This window comes from Chryseobacterium taeanense, from assembly GCF_900099685.1.
Classification (GTDB): domain Bacteria; phylum Bacteroidota; class Bacteroidia; order Flavobacteriales; family Weeksellaceae; genus Chryseobacterium; species Chryseobacterium taeanense.
In genome coordinates, this window is sequence record NZ_FNDW01000009.1 from 125,597 (window position 1) to 147,429 (window position 21,833).

At 36.6% G+C, this 21,833-nt stretch carries 21 protein-coding genes; 13 read left to right on the forward strand and 8 right to left on the reverse strand.

Translation table 11 applies throughout. The annotated features are described in order from the left end of the window. Nucleotides 1–182 precede the first annotated feature (182 nt). Nucleotides 183–2,153 (forward strand): T9SS type A sorting domain-containing protein, encoded by a 1,971-nt coding sequence (locus tag BLR30_RS13040; protein ID WP_089859590.1) that lies wholly within the window; start codon nucleotides 183–185, stop codon nucleotides 2,151–2,153. Nucleotides 2,154–2,226: 73 nt separating this feature from the next. Here BLR30_RS13040 and BLR30_RS17790 read toward each other — a convergent pair whose 3' ends face one another. Then, the gene (locus BLR30_RS17790) at nucleotides 2,227–2,385 is read right to left on the reverse strand and encodes a hypothetical protein (protein ID WP_175443665.1); all 159 of its coding nucleotides are present in this window, start codon (nucleotides 2,383–2,385) and stop codon (nucleotides 2,227–2,229) included. A gap of 40 nt (nucleotides 2,386–2,425) precedes the next feature. Further along, a complete protein-coding gene (locus BLR30_RS13045) occupies nucleotides 2,426–3,253 on the reverse strand; it encodes an ion transporter (RefSeq protein WP_089859593.1) in 828 nt (275 codons plus the stop codon). A 61-nt stretch (nucleotides 3,254–3,314) separates the two neighbouring features. Here BLR30_RS13045 and BLR30_RS13050 point away from each other — a divergent pair, with 61 nt between their 5' ends. Beyond that, a complete protein-coding gene (locus BLR30_RS13050; RefSeq protein ID WP_089859596.1) occupies nucleotides 3,315–4,412 on the forward strand; it encodes a Nif3-like dinuclear metal center hexameric protein in 1,098 nt (365 codons plus the stop codon). Nucleotides 4,413–4,415: 3 nt separating this feature from the next. Next, the gene (locus tag BLR30_RS13055) at nucleotides 4,416–5,192 is read left to right on the forward strand and encodes a zinc ribbon domain-containing protein (protein WP_089859598.1); all 777 of its coding nucleotides are present in this window, start codon (nucleotides 4,416–4,418) and stop codon (nucleotides 5,190–5,192) included. Between the two features lie 207 nt (nucleotides 5,193–5,399). Here BLR30_RS13055 and BLR30_RS13060 read toward each other — a convergent pair whose 3' ends face one another. After that, on the reverse strand, nucleotides 5,400–6,782 hold the full coding sequence (locus BLR30_RS13060) for an RtcB family protein (RefSeq protein ID WP_089859601.1): 1,383 nt from the start codon (nucleotides 6,780–6,782) through the stop codon (nucleotides 5,400–5,402). Between the two features lie 96 nt (nucleotides 6,783–6,878). On the opposite strand from BLR30_RS13060, the gene BLR30_RS13065 reads away from it, so the two are divergent. From BLR30_RS13065 to BLR30_RS18005, 3 genes are all read left to right on the forward strand, one after another. Then, nucleotides 6,879–7,211, forward strand: a complete 333-nt coding sequence (locus BLR30_RS13065) for a HopJ type III effector protein (protein ID WP_089859604.1) — start codon at nucleotides 6,879–6,881, stop codon at nucleotides 7,209–7,211. 299 nt (nucleotides 7,212–7,510) lie between these two features. Further along, the gene (locus tag BLR30_RS13070) at nucleotides 7,511–8,536 is read left to right on the forward strand and encodes a helix-turn-helix transcriptional regulator (RefSeq protein WP_089859607.1); all 1,026 of its coding nucleotides are present in this window, start codon (nucleotides 7,511–7,513) and stop codon (nucleotides 8,534–8,536) included. A 47-nt stretch (nucleotides 8,537–8,583) separates the two neighbouring features. After that, nucleotides 8,584–8,712 (forward strand): hypothetical protein, encoded by a 129-nt coding sequence (locus BLR30_RS18005; protein WP_262484111.1) that lies wholly within the window; start codon nucleotides 8,584–8,586, stop codon nucleotides 8,710–8,712. Between the two features lie 58 nt (nucleotides 8,713–8,770). On the opposite strand, the gene BLR30_RS13075 is transcribed toward BLR30_RS18005, so the two are convergent. Together BLR30_RS13075 and BLR30_RS13080 are read right to left on the reverse strand one after the other, a co-directional pair. Further along, nucleotides 8,771–9,955, reverse strand: a complete 1,185-nt coding sequence (locus BLR30_RS13075; RefSeq protein ID WP_089859610.1) for a DUF1501 domain-containing protein — start codon at nucleotides 9,953–9,955, stop codon at nucleotides 8,771–8,773. A gap of 46 nt (nucleotides 9,956–10,001) precedes the next feature. Then, nucleotides 10,002–11,381 (reverse strand): DUF1800 domain-containing protein, encoded by a 1,380-nt coding sequence (locus tag BLR30_RS13080; protein ID WP_089859691.1) that lies wholly within the window; start codon nucleotides 11,379–11,381, stop codon nucleotides 10,002–10,004. Between the two features lie 240 nt (nucleotides 11,382–11,621). Between BLR30_RS13080 and BLR30_RS13085 the strand changes: the two genes are divergently transcribed. From BLR30_RS13085 to BLR30_RS13115, 7 genes are all read left to right on the forward strand, one after another. Then, nucleotides 11,622–12,185, forward strand: coding sequence for a hypothetical protein (locus BLR30_RS13085; RefSeq protein WP_089859613.1), 564 nt, complete (start codon nucleotides 11,622–11,624; stop codon nucleotides 12,183–12,185). A 114-nt stretch (nucleotides 12,186–12,299) separates the two neighbouring features. Next, nucleotides 12,300–13,349 (forward strand): glucokinase, encoded by a 1,050-nt coding sequence (locus tag BLR30_RS13090; RefSeq protein ID WP_089859616.1) that lies wholly within the window; start codon nucleotides 12,300–12,302, stop codon nucleotides 13,347–13,349. A 131-nt stretch (nucleotides 13,350–13,480) separates the two neighbouring features. After that, a complete protein-coding gene (locus BLR30_RS13095; RefSeq protein WP_089859619.1) occupies nucleotides 13,481–14,047 on the forward strand; it encodes a YceI family protein in 567 nt (188 codons plus the stop codon). A 78-nt stretch (nucleotides 14,048–14,125) separates the two neighbouring features. Further along, complete coding sequence (locus BLR30_RS13100; protein ID WP_089859622.1) at nucleotides 14,126–14,761, forward strand: YceI family protein; 636 nt, start codon at nucleotides 14,126–14,128, stop codon at nucleotides 14,759–14,761. 82 nt (nucleotides 14,762–14,843) lie between these two features. Then, complete coding sequence (locus BLR30_RS13105; protein ID WP_089859625.1) at nucleotides 14,844–15,485, forward strand: alpha/beta hydrolase; 642 nt, start codon at nucleotides 14,844–14,846, stop codon at nucleotides 15,483–15,485. A 108-nt stretch (nucleotides 15,486–15,593) separates the two neighbouring features. Further along, a complete protein-coding gene (locus BLR30_RS13110) occupies nucleotides 15,594–16,937 on the forward strand; it encodes an ammonium transporter (protein WP_089859629.1) in 1,344 nt (447 codons plus the stop codon). Nucleotides 16,938–17,252: 315 nt separating this feature from the next. Then, a complete protein-coding gene (locus tag BLR30_RS13115) occupies nucleotides 17,253–18,671 on the forward strand; it encodes an L-serine ammonia-lyase (RefSeq protein WP_089859631.1) in 1,419 nt (472 codons plus the stop codon). Nucleotides 18,672–19,104: 433 nt separating this feature from the next. Here BLR30_RS13115 and BLR30_RS13120 read toward each other — a convergent pair whose 3' ends face one another. The 3 genes from BLR30_RS13120 to BLR30_RS13130 form a co-directional block, all read right to left on the reverse strand. Then, a complete protein-coding gene (locus BLR30_RS13120) occupies nucleotides 19,105–19,950 on the reverse strand; it encodes a prephenate dehydrogenase (RefSeq protein ID WP_089859634.1) in 846 nt (281 codons plus the stop codon). Nucleotides 19,951–20,255: 305 nt separating this feature from the next. Continuing rightward, nucleotides 20,256–20,627, reverse strand: coding sequence for a hypothetical protein (locus BLR30_RS13125; protein ID WP_089859637.1), 372 nt, complete (start codon nucleotides 20,625–20,627; stop codon nucleotides 20,256–20,258). After that, complete coding sequence (locus BLR30_RS13130; RefSeq protein WP_089859639.1) at nucleotides 20,627–21,820, reverse strand: alanine dehydrogenase; 1,194 nt, start codon at nucleotides 21,818–21,820, stop codon at nucleotides 20,627–20,629. The genes BLR30_RS13125 and BLR30_RS13130 overlap by 1 nt, the downstream gene beginning before the upstream one ends. Nucleotides 21,821–21,833: the final 13 nt, after the last annotated feature.

Here is a 21,833-nt window from a genome sequence, read left to right on the forward strand (position 1 = left end):
CTGTTTGAAAGGGCAGTCTCTATTTTGTTTGTTGTAAAAATAATTTCAACATTGTAAGGTTATTTAATTATATATGAATAATTTTTTATGATATAGAAGTTTTTATTAAAAAAAATGGTATTATTATAATTAATTTAAAAATATTATTATTAATTTAGTTTATAACTTATAAAAACTAGTTTATGACAAAATTTCTACTCTCATGCCTATTCTTTTTAGGCGTGATGCTTAATGCCCAAATCACATTGGGTTCGGGAAGCACTGATGTCGGAGTTGCTCCGATAAGTACCTATTTCGGTTATTCGTACACACAGCAGATTTTTACCAAACAGGAAATTAATGCAAATGCAGCGGGAAATATTACGGGGCTTAAATTTTATATTGATCCTTCAATGTCGATTGCAAATTCGTCTCAATGGGTTGTGTATCTGGGGCAAACTACCAAAACCGACTTTACTTCAGATTCAGATTGGATTCCGCTTTCACAACTTACACAGGTGTTTTCTGGGACAGTAACTAATACGAATGGAGTAATTGAAGTTACCTTTGCGACACCTTATCCTTATAATAATGTAGATAACCTGGTAGTCGCGGCTGAAGAAAATTCGGCAGGTTATGATGATAATGATTATGCTGAAGCAATGTATGTTTATTCTGGAGCAGTAAACTCAACGATCACTTACAGAGATGACAGTACAGATCCGGATCCTGCTTCTCCTCCGGACGGAGTACGTAGAGATTATAAATCTGTTACCACTTTTGAAGGTTTAACGATGAGTGCTACAGCTGCATGTCCTCTTGTTACCTATCCTCTAAATAATTCTTCTTTTGTTCCTTTATCTCCAGATATAACATGGAATAATTCAGCTGGTGCCACAAGCTACAAGGTTTCCATTGGTACAACTTCAGGTGGAACAGATGTGGCTAATCAGGTTTCTGTTACCACAAACAGCTTTACACCTGCAGCACCATTTGCTCCTAATACTGTTCTTTATCTCAAAGTTATTGCAGTAAACTCAGCTGGTGAATCGGCAGGATGCTCTGAAGTAATGTTTACAACCGCACCTCCGCCGCCTGTTAATGACGAGTGCGCCACAGCAATTACATTAACGGTAAATCCGGATATGAATTGTGGTACTGTAACCGCTGGTTATACTGTTGGAGCTACTGATTCTGGAACAATACCAGATCCTTGCTATGGAGATCCTGATGATGATGTTTGGTTTAAATTTGTTGCAACTGCTACAACTCACAAAATATCACTTTTAAATATACAGTCAGTAGGAAGTACTACAGATGATACCGATACTTATTTCCAAGTATTTAGTGGAGGATGTGGTGCGCTGTCTAGTATTTATTGCTCAGATCCGGCATCGGGTACTGTGAGTGGTCTTACGCCAGGAGAAACTTATCTGGTAAGAGTTTATAGTTATTATGGTACTGGCAGTAATCAAAGTTTTGATGTTTGTGTCGGTACATTCCCGCCACCACCTGCTAATGATGATTGCAGCGGAGCTATTGCAGCAACATCTTTTCCATATACTTATGTTCAGAACGACGGAGCCGGAGCTACTAATAATGCCGGAATGATAGATGTGTGCAGCAGTGCCTCTATGAATGATGGTACTTGGTTTACTTTCGTTGGTGATGGTGACACATTTAATATTACCGTAACAATGCCTGCAGGAAGCGATTTTGATCCACGGATCGGAGTGTACAGCGGAACATGTTCTGCTCTGTCATGCGAAGATACTGTAGATGATGCAGGGGCAGGAGGTGCTGAAACACTTTCTATATCAACAGTTTCCGGAAATACTTATTACGTAAACGTTGGATATTACAGTGGTTTTTATGATGAACCGGAAGGAACATTTACCATAGATATAAATAAAGGTACATTAGGAACTTCTGATGTGAAGTCTGAGAAGAAAAATATCAAAGTTTATCCTAATCCTTTCTCTGATGTTGTAAATATTTCGGACCCAGCTAATGTTAAATCGGTCTCTGTTTCTGATGTTTCAGGAAGATTGATAAGAGTGATTGATAATCCTGGATCTTCTATCCATTTAGGAGAATTGAGACAAGGGATATATCTGTTGACACTTGTAATGAAAGATGGTTCTAAACAGACCATAAAAACTATTAAGAAATAATAGCAAAATTATAACAATGAAAGGCGGTCTTAAAAAAGACCGCCTTTTTTCATTAAGTAGATTTTAAATCATATTATTTGTCAGGGACTGGCTGTAAATTTCCGGTATTAAGACTTTCAAAAACAGCAGGAAAAAAAGTAACAAGAACAAAATAAATAATGACTATTAAGACAACTAAAGAAAATAGAATCACTACTAAAGAATTAGGTTTATTTTTCTTTTTTGGTTCCATGAGATATATTATTTGGTTAATAGAAATTGAATAATTTACGTTAAGCTAATTTCTTGCCACATTGCTTACAATATCTCGCATCATCATCAATATCCTCATTCCCGCAACGATCGCATACTTTTTCCAGATTCTGTCTTTTATTCCTCATTTCCGCAGTTACAATTCCGGTTGGAACAGCGATAATTGAATAACCCGCCAGCATAAGAACCACCGCAAAGAATTTCCCCATAGGTGTTATTGGAGAAACATCACCGTATCCAACAGTCGTTACCGTAACCACTGCCCAGTAGATCGATTGCGGAATAGTTTCAAAACCGGGCCTACCTCCTTCCACCATAAACATCAGAGAACCAACGATCACGGAAAAAATAATGAGAAATAAAAGGAAAATATAAATTTTTCTTGAGCTGTTTTTCAATGCCCTTACTATGACAAAACCGTCATTCATAAAATCCAGGAGATTAAAAACCCTGAAAACCCTCAGCATTCTCAGCATTCTGAAAATGAGAAAATATTTGGTAACCGGAAAGAAAAAACTCAGATAAAAAGGAATCAGCGCCAAAAAATCAATGATACCGAAAAAGCTGAAAATATAATGGCGTTTATTTTTCACAACAGCAATTCGGAAAGCATATTCTACGGAAAATAAAATAGAGATAACCCACTCCAGAATAATAAAAGTGTAGTGGAATCTTTTGTCAAGTTTCGGAATACTTTCCATCATGATAATAGCCGTGCTTATCAGGATTAATAAAAGCAAAATAATATCGAAAAGCTTTCCAAGTTTTGTATCTGAGCGATAAATGATTCTGTAGAGATATCTTTTCCACCAGGTATCTTCCGGAACAAGATTATGTTCTCTATCCATTTTAATGTTTTTTTAAATATAACAAATTATCCTTATTTTCGTGACAAACATACAGAATAAAATGAAAATTAGAGATGTTATTTCAAAGATAGAAAAGCGAATTCCGTTACAAAAAGCGGAGGATTTTGATAATGTCGGACTGTTGTGCGGTTCATACGACCGCGATGTAAGTGGAATATTGATATGTCATGATGCACTCGAAAATGTAGTTGATGAAGCAATCCTGAAAAATTGTAATCTCATCGTATGTTTTCATCCTATTATTTTTTCAGGGTTAAAATCCTTAACAGGTAAAAATTACGTAGAAAAAGCGGTCATCAAAGCTATTGAAAATAAAGTTGCCATCTATGCTATCCACACCGCTTTTGATAATGATTACTTTGGAGTAAATGCAGGAATTTGTAATCAGCTCGGTCTGAAAGACCTTAAAATTCTTCAGCCAAAGAAGAATGATTTGAAACAGCTGACGGTTTTTGTTCCGAAAGAATATTCAGAAAAGTTAAAAGAATCACTTTTTGAGGCAGGAGCCGGAAGTATAGGCTTTTATGATGAGTGCAGTTTTACCATAAACGGAAACGGAACTTTCAGACCGGTGGAAGGTTCGAATCCTTTTTCGGGGCAGCAAAATGTACGGGAAAATGCAGATGAAGATATGATTTCTGTAATTTTTGAAGGATACAATCAAGGGCAGATTATTTCAGCGATGAAGTCTACACATCCTTATGAGGAAGTTGCGCACCAGATTTATAGTCTGGATAATGCCAATCATTACACGGGGCTTGGGATGTATGGCGATTTTGAGGAAGCTATGGATGAAAAGGATTTTTTAAAATTAGTTAAAGATAAATTCAGTCTTGAAGTCATCAGGCATTCGGATTTTACTAATAAAAAAATTAAAAGAGTAGGGGTTTTAGGCGGATCTGGAGCAAGCGGGATAAAATCTGCAATTTCCAAAAAATGTGATGCTTATCTAACCGGAGATGTGAAGTATCACGATTTTTTTCTGGCAGAATCTAAAATGATGATCTGTGATATAGGACATTTCGAGTCAGAACAATTTGTAACTCAACAATTATTTGAAATTTTGTCACAAAAATTTAGTACATTTGCAATCTCAAAATCTATTGAGAAAACAAACCCGGTAAATTATTTCATTTAAAATATGGCAAAAACCAACGATATTTCAGTTGAAGAGAAGTTAAGAGCTTTATACGATTTGCAGATCATTGATTCTAGATTGGACGAAATCCGAAATACAAGAGGAGAATTGCCAATCGAAGTAGAGGATCTTGAAATTGAAATCGAAGGTCTTGAAAAAAGAGCTGAAAAATTTCATGCAGACATAAAAGATCAGGACGATCAGATCAAAACAAAGCATGAAGTAATCAACCATGCAAAAACTTTAATTGAAAAATACAAATCTCAGCAGGATAATGTAAGAAACAATAAAGAGTTTGAAGCATTAAGTAAAGAAATTGAATATCAGGAACTTGAAATTCAACTTGCTGAAAAAAGAATTAAAGAATTCGGTGCTAAAATCGCTCATAAGAACGAAACGCTGGACGAGTTGAATGCAAAGATCGATGATCTTAGAAATCACCTGAAATTTAAAAAAGAAGAATTAGAAGGCCTTGTTTCTGAAACACAAAAAGAAGAAGACTATTTAATTGAGCAGTCTAAAGAGTTTGCTGCGAAAATTGATGAAAGATTATTGGCTTCTTATAACAGAATCAGAACCAATTCTCCTAATGGACTTGCAGTAGTAGGATTAGAGAGAGGTGCTCCGAAAGGATCTTTCTTCACCATTCCGCCACAGAAGCAGATGGAGATTGCTCAAAGAAAGAAAATCATTATTGATGAGCACTCAGGAAAAATCCTTGTTGACGACGAGTTGGTAATGGAAGAAAACGAAAAAATGAAATCTGTAATTAAGTTTTAATTTTAATTGCATTTTTAAAATATGAAAGCTGCCTCATTTGAGGCAGCTTTTTTTAGTTTTGGATATATCTTTAAATTTATAAATAGAAATAGCCGGATTGGATGAATTTTATTCTTACTATTATAATTCTGTAATCGCTTCTAATTGATATTATGACGGTTGCATTGTATTCAAAACCTCATTTCCAGTTTTGATCCTATTTTAATATTAAGCCTTTCTAAATTTCTTCTTTTTTTTCCAAGGCGCATTTTTCTGAACATCGCCTGCCATGATACAACCGTAAGGTATTACTTCATCCAATACTTCACACAAACCGTATTCTTCAATCTGAGCACGAACATTTCTGGCACTTTTATAGGCCGTTGGAAGCTCGGAAATATCAATTTCATTCGTGAAGAAACGAACGTCTAATCCTTTTGTTTCTTCGGCAAAGACTTCTTCGATGGTTTTATGCGCCAAAGATTTTTTATGCTGTGTTCTGCTGAAGTTTCTTCCCGCCCCATGAGGTGCAAAGCCAAGATTTCTTTCATTGGTAGTTCCTTTTACAATCAGAACCGGTTCTGCCATATTCAGTGGTATCAATCTTGGTCCCGTAATATCCGGCATGAATTTATCATCCAAAGGTGTTGCTCCTTTTGCGTGGTAGAATAAATCTCCGTCCTTGAAAACAAAATTATGCTCGTTCCAGTATCGGTCTTCCTTTTCAATTTCCAGTTTATTTAAAACAGCATCGTGAATGGAGATATGATTTTCTTTCGTCCATTTTCTGATTAGTTGTAAAGCTTCCCAGTAAGATTTTCCTTCCTCAGTTTCATACGGAATCCATGCGTTTTCTTTCAATGTTTCCGGTGAGATTTCCATTCTGAATTTATTGGCGACCTTCATTCCTTTATCGTAAAGGGCAGCTCCGGGAGCCCTTGATCCATGATGTGTTACAAGCATCGTATTTCCTGTATTCTTTGAAATTCCGACAAACAAAAAATGATTTCCATCACCTTGGGTTCCCATATGCGAACGGGCAATGCTGATAAGTTTTTCATCGTTCAGAAAATCATTTTCTCTGAAAGCATCCATCAACTCCTGAGACATTGGCATCTGTTCGCCTCTTGGTCTTCCTCCGTATCCGAAATGCGTTGCGGAATGGGCTGCGTCCAAAACTTCTTTAGGATCGGCTTTCCCAAAATCCGTCAGCATTACTGAACAGCAGATATCTGCGCTATGGAATCCGGGATGAATGGCATTTTTTGCCACAACAACCCCTCCCACGGGAATATGTCCTGCAGGGCCTGTCGGACAGGCATCAGGCATAATTGCGCCGTTTATCAAAGTCGGTGTTTTCATCAATACTTCCATTGTATTGATTACTTTTTCCACATTATCATTCTCGCTTTCATGCTCTGCTCTGATGTTGATGACAAAATCTTTTGCTATTTCATGAAGTGGAATAAGTTCCGGCTGCTTAAATTGTTCAAGATATATTTTGATTTGATTTTCGTCTAAATTATTTTCGTTAATGAATTCGATGGCTTCCTTGAACCATTTTGCAGGTCTGTATCCTAATTCAATTAAATTGTTTCCGTTAAATTCCATGTTTTTTCTTTTTGTTGATGCAAAGTAATAATGAAAGTGTGCAGTCTTTTTGCGCAGATGAAATTATTTTAATTATTTTTGAAATAAATTAAAAATATGTTATTTGAACAATTGGAAAAATCATCGGAAGAAATTATGTTTAAAGATGTTATTGCATTCATAGATCAACATTATGATTTTATACCCACAAAATTCACCAATGGAAATACGGTGAATGAAGCCAATCAGAATAACGGTTCGTGTAAAGTTTTCAGTTTTGCTAAATTAAACGATCTCTCAAAGCAGGAAACGCTCAAACTTTTTGGAGAATTTTACAGAGAAGACGTTTTGAAAAATCCTAAAGGCACCGATCATCAGAATATCCGAAACTTTATGGAATTTGGTTGGGAAGGAATTTCTTTTGAAGGAAAGGCTTTGGTGAGAAAATAATGTTTAAGTCATTGGAGGAACATCACGACAAAGCAATCTTGAGACTGTTAATAATATCTGAAATTGTCATTCTGAAAGAAACGAAGTGTAGTGAAGAATCTCGTTTTTAATGTCGAAAGTAAATGTAACTATTTCCTTCTTTCGCGTGAGGGATGCGGAGGGTCTGACTGAAAGGAGGAGTTTCGGCTCGGGGCGAAGCCCCGAGCCGAAACCGAAACGAAAGTGAAGCCCGCAGCAGCCCGGCCCGATGAAAAGATTGAGCGAAGGCAGAGGGACACGCCCAAATAAAAATATAAAATATGTCATCCAATAAAAATGCCCTTATTCGCTATAAAACCCTTGATAAATGCCTTAAAAACAAATATCGGAAATATACACTGGAAGATTTAATCGACGAATGTTCCGAAGCTTTATTTGAATTTGAAGGCAAAGAGTCTTTCGTAAGCAAACGAACTGTACAACTTGATCTGCAGAATATGCGGAGCGAAAAGTTCGGATACGAGGCTCCGATTGAAGTGTACGACCGGAAATATTACCGTTACAGCGATCCGGACTACAGTATTCATAATATTTCCGTGAACGAAAGTGATCTGAAAGCGATGAACAATGCCATTCAGATTTTGAAACAGTTTAAGGATTTTTCAATGTTTAAAGAAATGAACGGTGTGATTCAGAAGCTGGAAGATTCCATACATTCTACCCATCAAAAGTCGATTATCCATCTCGATAAGAATGAGCAGCTGAAAGGTCTTGAGCATATTGATATTCTTTATGAAAGTATCATCAACAAAAAAGTACTCCGTATTTTGTACAAAAGCTTCACGGCACGAGAAGCAAATATTTTTACCGTTCATCCGCAGCTGTTAAAGGAATATAACAACCGTTGGTTTCTTATCTGTCTGTATAAAGGAAAAATGTATAATCTGGCTTTGGATCGGATGGAACATATAGAGCAGGAAGAAAATACAGAATATATTGATCAGAATTTGGAAGGAGATGAATATTTTAAAGATATTGTTGGTGTTACTGTTTCTAACACAAAATCAAGGTATGTGGTCTTTTCCGTAGACGCTTCTAACGCTCCTTATGTGCGTACAAAACCTTTGCATAAAAGTCAGGAAGTAGTTTCTGAAACAGCTGAAAGTACGGTGTTCAGAATTTGTGTGCAGATCAATTATGAACTGGAAAGGCTTTTGTTAGGTTTCGGTGACTGTCTGATTGTGCATCAACCAAAAAGACTTCGGGAAAGGATGCGGGAGAAATTCCGGACAAGTTTTAAAAATTATCAGAATCTCGATGCTGAGGAAAATCAGAGATCACAATAATCTTTATGGCTTGGAAATTGTATTACCCAAAATACAAAAATAATAGTATGAAATCGAGAATATTAAAAGCTGTGGTAGCAGTGGTAGCACCTTTGGTGATTGAATTTATTATTAAGAAAATCGCTGAAAAGTTTGACGAAAAACCTGCGGAAGATAAAAAACAGCTTCCCTTATAAAACTAAAAGTAGTTCGTATATTGTGAAAAGAGGCGTAAATAAATCGCCTCTTTTCTGTTTATATAAAATCATAAATGCCGTTTTTCCAGCCCAGTACTTTTGAAGAGTCGGCTTTCAGCCAGTTTTTTAGAATTGTCGCATAGACTTTTCTGAAATCTTCCGTATAAATAAGATCTCCTTCATTTAGTTTTGTAAGATCGGGAAGCGGATTTAAAATTCCTTTTTTCTTTAATCCACCACCAATGAAAAACATTTGATTGGCCGTACCATGATCGGTTCCGTTGCTGGCATTTTGGGCAACTCGGCGGCCGAATTCTGAAAACGTCATAAGTAAAATATCATCAAAAAGTCCATTGCTTTTCATATCTGCGACAAATGATTTCACCGCTTCATTGATGTCACTAAAAAGCTTTCGCTGCCTTTCATTTTGATTGACATGCGTGTCAAAACTTCCTATAGAAAGGTAATACACTCGGGTGTTAATGTCAGATTTGATGAGAGAAGCAACTGTTTTAAAGTCTTTTCCCAGCTGAGAATTCGGGTATGACTCTGTACTTTTTTTTGCGTTGCTTTTTTCAAAAATATAATCGGCATTGTTGATGGTAGAACCTAACGTCTGGTATAAATATGAAACCGTTTCATCATCATGATGATGGTCATATAAAGATTTGAAATACTTTTCCTGACTTGTCTGGTAAAGCCTTTTTGGATCTTTAAAGGCAAAAGCTTTATTTTTTTCACCTTTTAAAGCTAAACTTAGCATATCATCCACTTCCAGTGCCTGAGTGGGATGTTCGCAGCGGTAACATTCTTCATCCAGAAATCTTCCGAGCCAGCCTGTTTCCAGATACTCATCACTTTTGCTTGCAGAGTGCCAGATGTCCATACTTCTGAAATGGGATTTATCCGGATTAGGATATCCTACATTATTCATCACCGAAAGTTCACCATTGTCATAAAGTTCTTTAAAATAGGATAGAGCAGGATTAATTCCCGCTTCATCGTTCAGTTGTAAAGAATCTTTGATTGCAATGCTGTTTCTTTCCTTAAAATAAATGTCATTTCTGGTGGGAATTATCGTATTCAGCCCATCATTTCCACCTGTAAATTGCAGAACAATTAAAATCTTCTGATCCGGATTCAGTGCTTCATCAAGCGTCATGGCTTTGAGAAAGTTCGGCATTAGGAGTGAAGCGGTTGCCAGTGAACTTATTTTGAGGAATTCTCTTCTTTTGATTAACATACGATTAGGTATTGGGTTAAAGATTGCAGGTGATCGTTTTTAAAAACTACATCAACTGATATTCAGGAGTAGACATTAAATTAATGACATTCATTTTTACACTTTTGTCCGAAAAGCTTTTCACGGAATTCATATCCAAAGATGTTGCGCTTTGTATCAGATATTCTTCTATATTTTTTCCGTTAAAAACTGTTTCTACTTTTGCCCAGTCGATTGTAATATTGGGATTTTTGAAACTTTTAGTCAGCGTATTCGTGTTGTTTTTCAGTCCCATATCAAGGTCATCGTCGGCTTTTGGGCGATAATCAAGCGGGCGTAGCCCGGACCATATCTGTGGAATCTGAAGTCTCAGCATCAATGTAGAGCTGTCGATCCAGGATTTTCCATTAGGCCAGCCGGCAACATTCGGAGGATAGAGAAGCATTTGACCTAAAAGCTTTTGATACACAATAAGATTTTCGGGATTTTGAATATTCATGGGCAATGTCCGCATCATTCCGGCCATCAGTTCGATCGGTGATTTTATCCTATTCCCGATATTTTTTTTATCATAAAACCATGTGCTTGAGAAAATATCTTTCATCAGTTTTTTGATATCGTAGCCGGATTGATAAAAATCATCAGATAACTTATCGATAATAGCTTCGTTTACATTTTCATTCACAAAAAATTTATAAATTTTTGTGGTGATAAATCTTGAGGTTGCTTTTTGCTCAAGAATTATCTCTAAAACATCATTTCCTGTAAAGTTTCCTGTTTTACCGAGAAAAGTTTTACTTTCTTCATCATGGAATTTTTTTCTTTCGAGAAAATTTCCTTCTTTATCATAACCCCATCCTGTAAAAGCTCTGGCTCCTTCTCGGATATCTTTTTCGGTATAATTTCCTCTTCCCATTGTGAATAATTCCATTACTTCACGTGCAAAATTTTCATTGGGATGGTCTTTCTTATTCTGTTGATTGTTGAGAAAATTCAGCATAGCAGGCGCTTTGCTTACTTCAAACAGTAAATCCCTGAAATTTCCTAAAGAGTTTTTACGAATCACATTCAGAATTTGTCTGTTGAATTTCGGATTTTGTACTCTTGAAGCAAAATGCCCATGCCAGAAAAAAGCCATTTTTTCTCTTAATTGTTCATTGCCGGTGACCATTTTATAGAGAAAATTCAGGTTAAGCTCTTCATTTTGCTGTCGGTTGATCTTTTGTATTTCCTTTTTCTTCTCGGCCGGAGATTTGTCATTCATATAATCCAGAGTCTCCGTATCCGGAGTCTGGTAATCAATATAAGTGAAGTCTCCTTCTTTAAGCAGATCATTCAATAATGTTTTCGTGTCTTTATTCTTCAGATTTTCAAACTGGTTAATTCCGGCACCAAAACCAGCTCGCCAGAGAAGATGTTTATTATTAATGAGTAATGAAGTGGGCATATTCATATTTTGTAGTTTGGATATTTACATAATAATAAAGTTAAAACTAACAACGGTTAAGAATTGTTAATATTAATCTAAACTTATTATTTTTAATTAAACGCTTATTTAATTTGAGATGATTTTAATAAATTGAAAATCATTTATTTATAATTTTATAAGCAGCTAAGGTGAAATTTAAGACATTGATTGGCACGGTTTTTACATCTTCCACTTCAGTAAAATTAAAAAATCAGAGTTATGAAAATGTTAAAACAAGCAATTTTATTTGCCGGAATTTTTACTGCTGGAGCATTAAGTGCACAGAGCGCTCAAATGAATAATATGATTAAGGTAGGAGCAAATGTTGGTTTAGCAGTTCCTTCTGATAATACTTCTATGGCAGTAGGTGTGGATGTAGCTTATCAGAATTTGATCACTCCGGGGTTCGGATTAGGTATTGCAACAGGATATACGCATTATTTTGGAAAAGATAACAACGGATACAGCAATAACGATGTAGGTGTTGTGCCGGTAGGTGCATTGATTAGAATTTATCCGAAGCAAACAGGTTTTTATTTCGGAACTGACTTAGGATATGGTTTCTTAGTGGGTGATAATAAAGTAGCATCTAATGCTTCTCTTGACAGACCTGATGGCGGTTTTTATATCAAGCCGGAGATCGGATATCACAACCAGGATTGGAATTTCTTCGTTCAGTATCAGAAAGTATTTGTAGGAAGCAAAGGAGATTTGCCAAATCAGGACTACAATGTGGGTAACCTTGGTGTAGGATTCTCTTACAATATTCCTTTAGGAAAGTAGTTAAATTTAAATATAAGCAATTATTAACCAAACCTTTTCGAATTTTTGAAAAGGTTTTTTATTTCTAACGAAAATTTACGAAAACTATTATTATATTTGATAAAATTTGAGGTTATGATTTTGAATCCGAAATTTCCACTTTATTTACCAGGAGTAAAAAACGCGGGTAATGATAATGTTTCTATCATTGGCGCCAACCTTCGTGAAGATATTACAACTTTGGGCTATTTTGTTTCCGAAAACGAAGGCGTAGAAGTTAAAATACAACATAATTATCCAACCAAAGACTATGCTTCTTTTACAGATATTTTAAGAAAGTTTATTCAGGATAATCAGTTGGATAATGTAAAAAGACTCGGGATGGCTGTTCCGGGACCTGTTCTTAATGGAAAAAGTAATCCTGCAAGACTTGGATGGAATCTTGATGTTGAAGATTTCAAAAGAGATTTTGATTTTGAAAGAGTCGATATGCTGAATGATCAGGAAGCATCAGCCTATGGAATGGGTATTTTGGAAGATAGTGATCTTGATGCAATCTACACCAGCGGACATCTTGAAAAAGGAAATGTAGCTATTCTGGCACCGGGAAATGGTCTTGGGGAAGCAGGATATTTTTTTGACGGAAAATATTTAAGACCTTTTGCAACAGAAGGAGGTCATTCAGAATTTTCTCCAAGAACTAATGTAGAAGTAGAATTTTATCAGTTCTTAAACAATATCTATGGAATTGTAAGCTGGGAAAATGTTTTATCTAAAGGAGGACTTTTCAACATTTACCGTTTCTTAAGAGACGTAAAAAGACATCCGGAACCGGAATGGCTTGCAGAAAGGCTTGCAGAAGGAAATTTTGTTCAGGAATTATTCAAAGCAGCTGTGGAAGACGATGTCTTGATCTGCAAAATCGCATTAGACACTTTCATTGAATTCCTCGCCAGAGAAGCTAATAACCTTACCTTAAAATTAAAGGCAACAGGAGGCTTGCTTATTTCAGGAGATATTCCTCAGGCAATCAGAGAATATATTGATAAAGATAAATTCTATGAGAAATTTAAGATCAGCGATAAGATGGAGGAAATGCTCAGAAACATTCCGATTTATCTGAATAAAAATGAAAATACAGCTTTAAATGGCGCAGCCCTTTACACTGCTTATTATCAAGACTAACTGAAACTCCGGATCTCCGGAGTTTTTTATTTTAAAATTGCATTAATTGATATACATCAACGAAATCTATCGTTTTGGTTGACTACTTTTGCGCCAGTAAATAACAAACAAGCAAATAATTTTTTATTCTAATGAAAAAAATATTCTTAGTAGCCGTTTTAGCTAGTGGTTTAGCATTCGGACAAGCAAAAAAAGTAGTAAGCTCTGATGTTCAGTGGTGGGGGTATAAGATCGCAAAATCTGAAGCAAGTTCTCACAATGGAACAGTAAAAGTAAAGTCGGGTAATATGGTAATGAAAGGAAACCAGTTGGTTGGTGGGTCTTTTGTTTTAGACATGACTTCTATCAATGCGACAGATCTTTCCGGCGAATATCAGCAAAAGCTTAACGGGCATCTTAAAAACGGAGATTTCTTCGAAGTTGAAAAGTATCCTACGGCAACTTTCAAGATCACCGGGGTGAAGAAAAACAATGATAAGGTGTACAATTCTTTGGTAACTGGTAATCTTACAGTAAAAGGAAAAACCAACGCAATTTCTTTCCCGGCAAAAATTACTTATGCCAACGGAACAGTAAACTTGATGTCGAACAAATTCGCTATCGACAGACAAAAATTTGATGTTGCTTACAAATCTACCATGCAGGATGTTCTTGTGAAAGATGACATGGATTTGCTTGTAAAAGTAACGGCAAAATAATTTAATCAAAAAAAGATTGTTAAAAGTGTAGAAGTTCTACACTTTTTTTTATTTTTGTTGAATTGTAAATAAAAAAGAATGAAAAGATTACTATTGTTTGCTATGATGTGTGTTAGCATATCATTCGTTTTCGGTCAGAGGAAAGGAGATAAAGTGGTAAAAGTAACATCGTCTGAAATCAGATGGTGGGGATATAAAGTAGTGAAAACGGTTCCTACAACACACTCCGGAACAGTAAAACTGAAAAGCGGAAAATTTACTTTTGATAAAACAGTTCTGGTAGACGGAGAATTCGTGATTGATATGAAGTCGATCATGGCAGGTGATGTATCAAGCCAGGATGAAGATATGGTAAAGCTTACCAACGATCTGAAAAGTACAAATTTCTTTGAGGTTAGAAAATTTCCGCTGGCAAAATTTCATTTAACGAAGATTATTCCTTTGGCAAACAGCGATTATAACTCTACGGTTTATGGAGATGTAACGATTAAAGGTGTAAGAAAAACAATTACGTTCCCTGCAAATGTTTATATCACTCAGTTCACGGTTGTAATAGAATCGGCTAAATTCTCTTTAAACAGAAGAGATTTTAAAGTATTCTACCAGTCGTCGCTAAAAGATTATTTCATTAAAAACGAAATGGATATCCAGTTTAAGCTGTCTACTGAAAAATTAGACAATGAAAACAGAACTTCTGTTAAAAAAAGAAAATAAGACATTAGTCTTTCAATAAACCAATGAGCGATTTCTTCGGAAGTTGCTCATTTTTTTATCTGCTTTTTTTTATTTTAGTAGTATGAAAATATATGTAGTAAGCGGACTTGGTGCAGATTTTAAAGTGCTTGAAAAGATTAAATTTCCGGAGCATCATGAAGTTATTTTTTTGGATTGGTTGATTCCCGAGCAGAATGAAGAATTCATGCATTACGTACAGAGAATGGCCGAAAAAATAGATGATTCAGAGCCGTTTTATCTGCTGGGTTATTCTTTTGGAGGAATAATGGTTCAGGAAATACACAAACTTAAACCTGCACAGAAAGTAGTGATTATGGGAAGTATAAAATCCGACAGAGAAAAATCCAGGTTAATAAAAACAGGCCAGATCACCAGAATTCCTAAGTTTCTTCCTGTGCGGTTTTTCAATGAAAAAACTACCAATATTTATTCCATGTTCAGAAAGTTTTTTGATCCTAAAAACCCCAAAGTCCTACAATATTTTCAGGTAAGAGATCCTTATTACCTTAAATGGTCTATCGAAAAAATATCAGAATGGAAGTTCGATGAAAATCCTGATGTTATCCAGATTCTTGGGGATAAAGATATTGTTTTCCCGATCAAAAATTCCCGCCCTGATTTTATCATAAAAGGAGGTACTCATTTATTTCCCGCAACAAAATCAAAAGAAGTGTCCGGTATTTTGAAGGGGTTGTTTGAATAAATTGATATATAAATATTTATTTTGTGTTAAATTTAAAGGGGTTTGTTTGAGTTTTAATTGTGTTTTAAAAATTAATACTTAATTTTGAGGGGGTAAATACATAAATTTATGACAGTCGGTTTAAAATGGATCGTTTCTTTTAGTATCATTACATTAGTTGCCGTTGGCGGATTATTCTGGAGTCCTATTGCAGACTTTCCCAATACCGGTGAATTTCTCAGCGAGGATAAAATTGTTGGTGCAGATGTCGCATGGATTCTTGCAGCAGCAGGATTGGTATTGCTGATGACTCCCGGTTTATCTTTCTTTTATGGAGGAATGGTGGGAAAGAAAAATGTAATTTCTACCATGCTTCAGAGCTTTATTGCATTAGGCGTAATTTCAATTTTATGGGTTGTGGTTGGCTTTTCCCTGTCTTTTGGTGACTCAATTGGTTTCACCATCAATGATGAGCATTACGGAATTATCGGAAATCCGCTGAGTTATCCGTTTTTCAATAGAGTAGGAGTGTTGCCGCATAAATATATGGCATCCACTATTCCTTTTATTCTTTTTGCTTTATTTCAGATGAAATTTGCAGTTATTACTCCGGCTTTAATTACGGGATCTTTTGCCGAACGTGTACGGTTTATATCTTATCTTTTATTTATGGTGCTTTTCAGCATCTTTATTTATACCCCCCTTTGCCATATGGTTTGGCATCCGGACGGACTTCTCAACAAATATTTTGGCGTTAAAGATTTTGCAGGCGGAACAGTGGTTCATATGAGTGCAGGGTTTGCCGCATTGGCCGGTGCAATGGTCGTGGGAAATAGGAAAAAGCCACATCATGACCCATCTAACATTCCGTATGTGATGCTGGGAACAGGAATGCTTTGGTTCGGATGGTTTGGTTTTAATGCAGGTTCGGCGCTTAGTGCGAATGCTACGGCTGCTACAGCTTTCGGGACAACAACCATCGCATCTGCTTCAGCCATGATGACCTGGATATTTTTCGATCGCATCAATAAAAGAAAAGTTTCTGCTCTTGGAGCGTGTATAGGTGCGGTGGTAGGCCTAGTGGCAATCACTCCCGGTTGCGGATTCGTTTCTATTTCGGAAAGCCTTTTTATCGGATTTATTTCTGCCATTGTATCAAACCTGATGGTCAACTGGAAAGCATTAAAGAAAATCGACGATACGCTGGATGTCTTCGCCTGTCATGGCGTTGGCGGAATTATGGGAATGATCCTTACGGCAATTTTTGCCCACGGTGAAAATGCAAGCCTGCTCCACGGTGGTCTGGAAGTATTTGCCCATCATATGGCTGCATTGCTTCTGGTATCAGTATTTACGTTTTTCGGATCATTGATTTTATATAAAATAACCAACAGAATCATCACATTAAGAGTTTCCGAAGAATCTGAAGAGCTTGGGCTAGACATTTCCCAACATGAAGAAAGACTGTGCTGAGAAGGGAATGGTGAATTGTCAATGGTCAATGGTCAATAGTGAATTTTTGTTAAATCATATTTAATTGACAAGAGAACCGGACTGACCATTCAGCATTGACATATTGAGTGAAAGGTCAATTGTCAAAAGTGAATTTTATCAAGGCATAATTAAATTGACAAGCGAAGTAAATTCACCATTGACGATTGACATAAAATATCTACAAGTGTTCATATAGTTTTAATTTGAAAAGCCGGAGCTGATTTTTCACCTCCGGCTTTTGCATTTGGATTTATCGTGTATCTTTGTGTTAAGGAAAAAAGGAAGAATTTCTATATGGAATCAATATCGGTTTTTGAAATTATAAAAGTAGGAATTGGCCCATCCAGTTCTCATACAATGGGACCATGGAATGCGGCCTCTGCATTTATTAGAATTATAAATAGAGAGAGATCAGTTGCTGAGGTGAAAGAAGTCTTTCTGGAATTTTTCGGTTCACTCGCCAAAACGGGTATTGGGCACGGAACGGACATTGCCGGAATGCTGGGACTGAATGGTGAAGATTTTAAAACCATCGATACAACAAAAATTGATGAAAAAATAGATAAAATAAAAAAGAGCCAGATACTTAATCTCGGTGGTGAAAAAGAAATTCCTTTTATCTACGGATATCACCTCGTTTTAAATATGCAAAAGTCTCTTGATTATCATCCGAATGGAATGATTTTCAAGGCAATTTTTGAGGATGGAACTGAACTTGTTCAGGACTTTTATTCCGTGGGAGGAGGTTTCATCATGAGTCAGGAAAAAAAATCTATCGAAAAACATTGTATCCGTACTTTATACCCTTGTCATAAATCTTCTGACATTGTAAAATATTGCGAAAAGCTTGGCCTTGAGAAAATTTCTGATCTGATTTTAATGAATGAAGAAAGTTGGAGGTCTCAGGAGGAAACGAAGCAGGAAGCGTTGTACATCTGGCAGCAGATCAAAGAATGCATCTATAAAGGCGTTAATAAAGAAGGTGTTCTTCCGGGTGGATTAAATGTGTCGCGTCGTGCAGCAGGAATCAACAGAAAATTATTAGGCGATAAGGTCTATAAAAATAAAAATGAATGGTTTCAGCAGATAGTCGATGCAGAAGTAAATTTTACCAATATCAACAAATGGATTTCATGTTTTGCATTGGCTGTAAATGAGGAAAATGCAAGCTTCGGGCGAATTATTACAGCGCCTACTAATGGAGCGAGCGGTGTGATTCCGGCAGTGCTGATGTATGCTCAGGCATTTACGCCATTTACCAGCGATGATGATATCATACGCTTTTTACTGGTTGCCGGGGAGATAGGAACTTTATTCAAGAAAAATGCAACCATTTCTGCAGCGATGGGAGGCTGTCAGGCAGAGGTTGGCGTTTCTTCAGCAATGGCAGCGGCCGGACTTACGGAAATCCTCGGGGGTAATGTAGGCCAAGTGTTAATGGCGGCTGAGATTGCAATGGAACATCATTTGGGAATGACCTGTGATCCTATCAGAGGCTTGGTGCAGATCCCTTGTATTGAAAGAAATACGATGGGTGCTATCAAAGCAATAACCGCTGCAAATATTGCCCTTGAAAGTGATCCTGCCAAAGCCAAAGTAAGTCTCGATCAGGTAATCCAGACGATGTGGGAAACCGCTCTTTCCATGAATGGCCGATTTAAAGAAACTTCCGAAGGAGGTCTCGCTATTGCGGTGAACGTTCCGGAATGTTAATATTAATATTCATTGATTTACATAAAAACCCTTAGAGTAATAAATTCTAAGGGTTTGTCAAATACAGACACTTTTTAGGCGGTGTCTTTTAAGTTTTGTTCTACTGCTGGCTGTATTACTTTACTTCTCTTGAGTAAAAGCTTACTGCACTCGGGTATTGCTTCACTGACCTTGAGTATAAGTCTACTTACCTTGGGTAAATCCTTACTGACCTCGGGTATAAGTCTACTGACCTCGGGTAAAAGCTTACTAATGTCGAGTATAAGTCTACTTACCTTGAGTAAAACCTTACTACTGTCGGGTATAAGTCTACTGACCTCGGGTATTGCTTCACTGACCTTGAGTATAAGTCCACTTTCCTTGGGTAAAACCTTACTGACCTCGAGTTTTGCTCTACTACTGCCGGGTTTTCTTGTACTTTGGTTGTTTACGTTTATTTATCCAGAATTCCTCTGATCTTATTGGCATTGGAGATCAGTTCTTCCAGATAATCATAATTTTCTTTTTCTAAAGCCGATTTGAATTTTCTTAACTGCGAAATATGTTCATTTAAAACATCAAGCACATTTTCTTTGTTTTGCTTAAAAATAGGAACCCACATTTCCGGATGCGATTTCGCCAGACGTACGGTACTCGAAAACCCCGAACTTGCCAGCTGGAATATAGTTTCCTCTTCACGCTCTTTCTCTAGAACAGTATTGGCGAGTGCATAGGAAGTAATATGTGAAATATGCGAAATATACGCGGTATGAACGTCGTGATCTTCTGCATTCATATAAATTAAATGCATATCCAGACTTTCAGCAATTTTCTCAACTGATTTCAGGGCATCTTCCGCAGATTCTTCTTTGTTGCAAATAACGCCGGCTTTTCCCGAAAAACTGTCTGAAATAGCAGATTTTGGACCACTGTTTTCGGTTCCCCACATCGGGTGAAACGCGACAAAACGTGATCTTTTAGGATGATCTTTTACGGAATGTACGATTCCTGCTTTGGTCGATCCTGTATCCATGACGGTCTGATTTTCCGAGATGAGATCCAGAATTTGCGGCAAAATTTTTCTGGCAGCATCTACCGGAATCGCAATAATAATTAAGTCGGAATTTTTAATCCCATATTCGAGATCCACCTTAGCATCGATAATTTTTAATTCTAAAGCCTCGTTCAGGTGTTCTGTGCTGTTATCTATTCCGTAAATAAAATCGGCAATTCCTTTCTGTTTTAGTTTTAAAGCAATCGATCCGCCGATCAAACCTACTCCTACAATACTTATTTTCATTTGTTAAATTTTAAAATAAAAAACCCCGCCCAAGGACGAGGTTAGTGTATTTATACAACGAAATCCTTATCCCATATCTGAGCTAAAAATTTCGTAATAATATGTTTCTATGTTTGTAATCACAGAGCGAAGATAGAGAATTTTTTTTAATGAAATTAAATAGTGAATGGTGAATTTTGCTTCGTACGTCAATTGTCAATTTTTAAATTTACATGAAATTATTGACTGCAAAGCAAATTGACAACGAAGTTATTGTCTTTAAGTTTGTCATTCACTTGCGAAGCAAAATTCACTATTCACTTAAATTATTTCAGTTTCTTTAATGATAGCATGGTAGCTTTTTCCTCACATTTCTCGAATGTAATTTGAAAAGCAGGATTTTCTTCAGGATAGGTCAAAAGATAATCCGGACAAGGCTTTTTTTGAGCGTGACTTTTATCGAAATCAATTTTTCCTTTGGTGATAATACTGTCTTTCAGAAATTTTTCATTGACATTCAATGCTGCCATTTCTGATTTGAACTGATCGGAATAGGTGAAATCTTTTGATAAAGTTTCTGCTATTACGCGGCTGTTGGGAAGATATCCGCTACAGCTTGCTCCTTTTTTGTTTAAGATAAAAAATACGATAATAAGACCCGGAATAAGGCCTATCATATAGAATTTAAGTTTTTTCATTAGAAGATTAAAAGATTGATATCATGGTAAGTAAGTCCGAAACGGTCGCAGATGATTTTCTTTGTGTGTCGCCCTTTGTACATATAAAGACTCTGTTTCATTTCATTTTTGCGGACAAGCATATTTTCAAAGCCTCCTTCTTCATCGTAATTCAGAATATAGGAAAGAAAAAAATTGGAAATAGCTTTTGTGGTTGTTCTCGGCATTCTTGACGTAAGGTTGGGAAGCCCGCAATGGATCACTCCATGTTTAATGATATAAGGATCTTCCATTGTTGTCAGCTCAGAAGTTTCGATCACCTTTCCGTTGTCGATGGTAATATCGATAATGACACTGCCTTTTTTCATTTTCATGACCATATCTTCGGTCACAATCGGTGTCATATTGAGTCTTGGTAATGCTCCGATAACGACATCGGCTCTTCGTAACGCTTTTTTAAGTTCTTTAGGATCAATAATGGAAGTAGGTACACGGCTGTCAACCAGTGTATGAAGTCTTCTCAGCTTGGATAATGAATTATCAAAAACCCTTACACTTGCACCAAGACCGATCGCCGCTTTGGTGGCAAATTCTCCTACGATTCCGGCTCCGAGAATGACAACTTCTGCAGGTCTTACGCCTGTGATTCCTCCAAGCATCAGTCCGTTTGATAAAGCTAAAAGTTCCGAAGCATAAAGAATGGAAACCGTTCCTGCAATTTCGCCGATAAGTCGTACCAGTGCCAATTGTTTATATTCATCAACAATAAATTCGAAAGCGATGGCATTTACTTTTTTTTCTGCCAGCTTGAGGAAATAATCTTTATCTCTGAGATTGATCTGAAGCGCAGACACCAAATACGTATTAGGACGCATATAGTCGATTTCTTCATCCGTGGGCGGATTGACCTTTAGAATCAGATCCTGAGAAAAAGCTTCTTTCGGATCATTGGTAATCTTTGCTCCGGATTCGGAGTACTGCAGATCTGTAAAAAAAGAACCCAGGCCGGCACCTGATTCTATAATAATTTCATGACCACTTTCTATCAAAACCTGTACAGCATCCGGTGTGATACAGGCTCTTCTTTCGTTCAGGGAAGTTTCTTTCGGAATTCCTATACTGAACTGTTTTCCTTTTTTGATGACCTCAAGTTTTTCTTCTTTAGGCATCAGTTCCTCTTCGGTAAAAGGAGTAAAAATATTTGTAGTACTCATCCTTTAAATAATT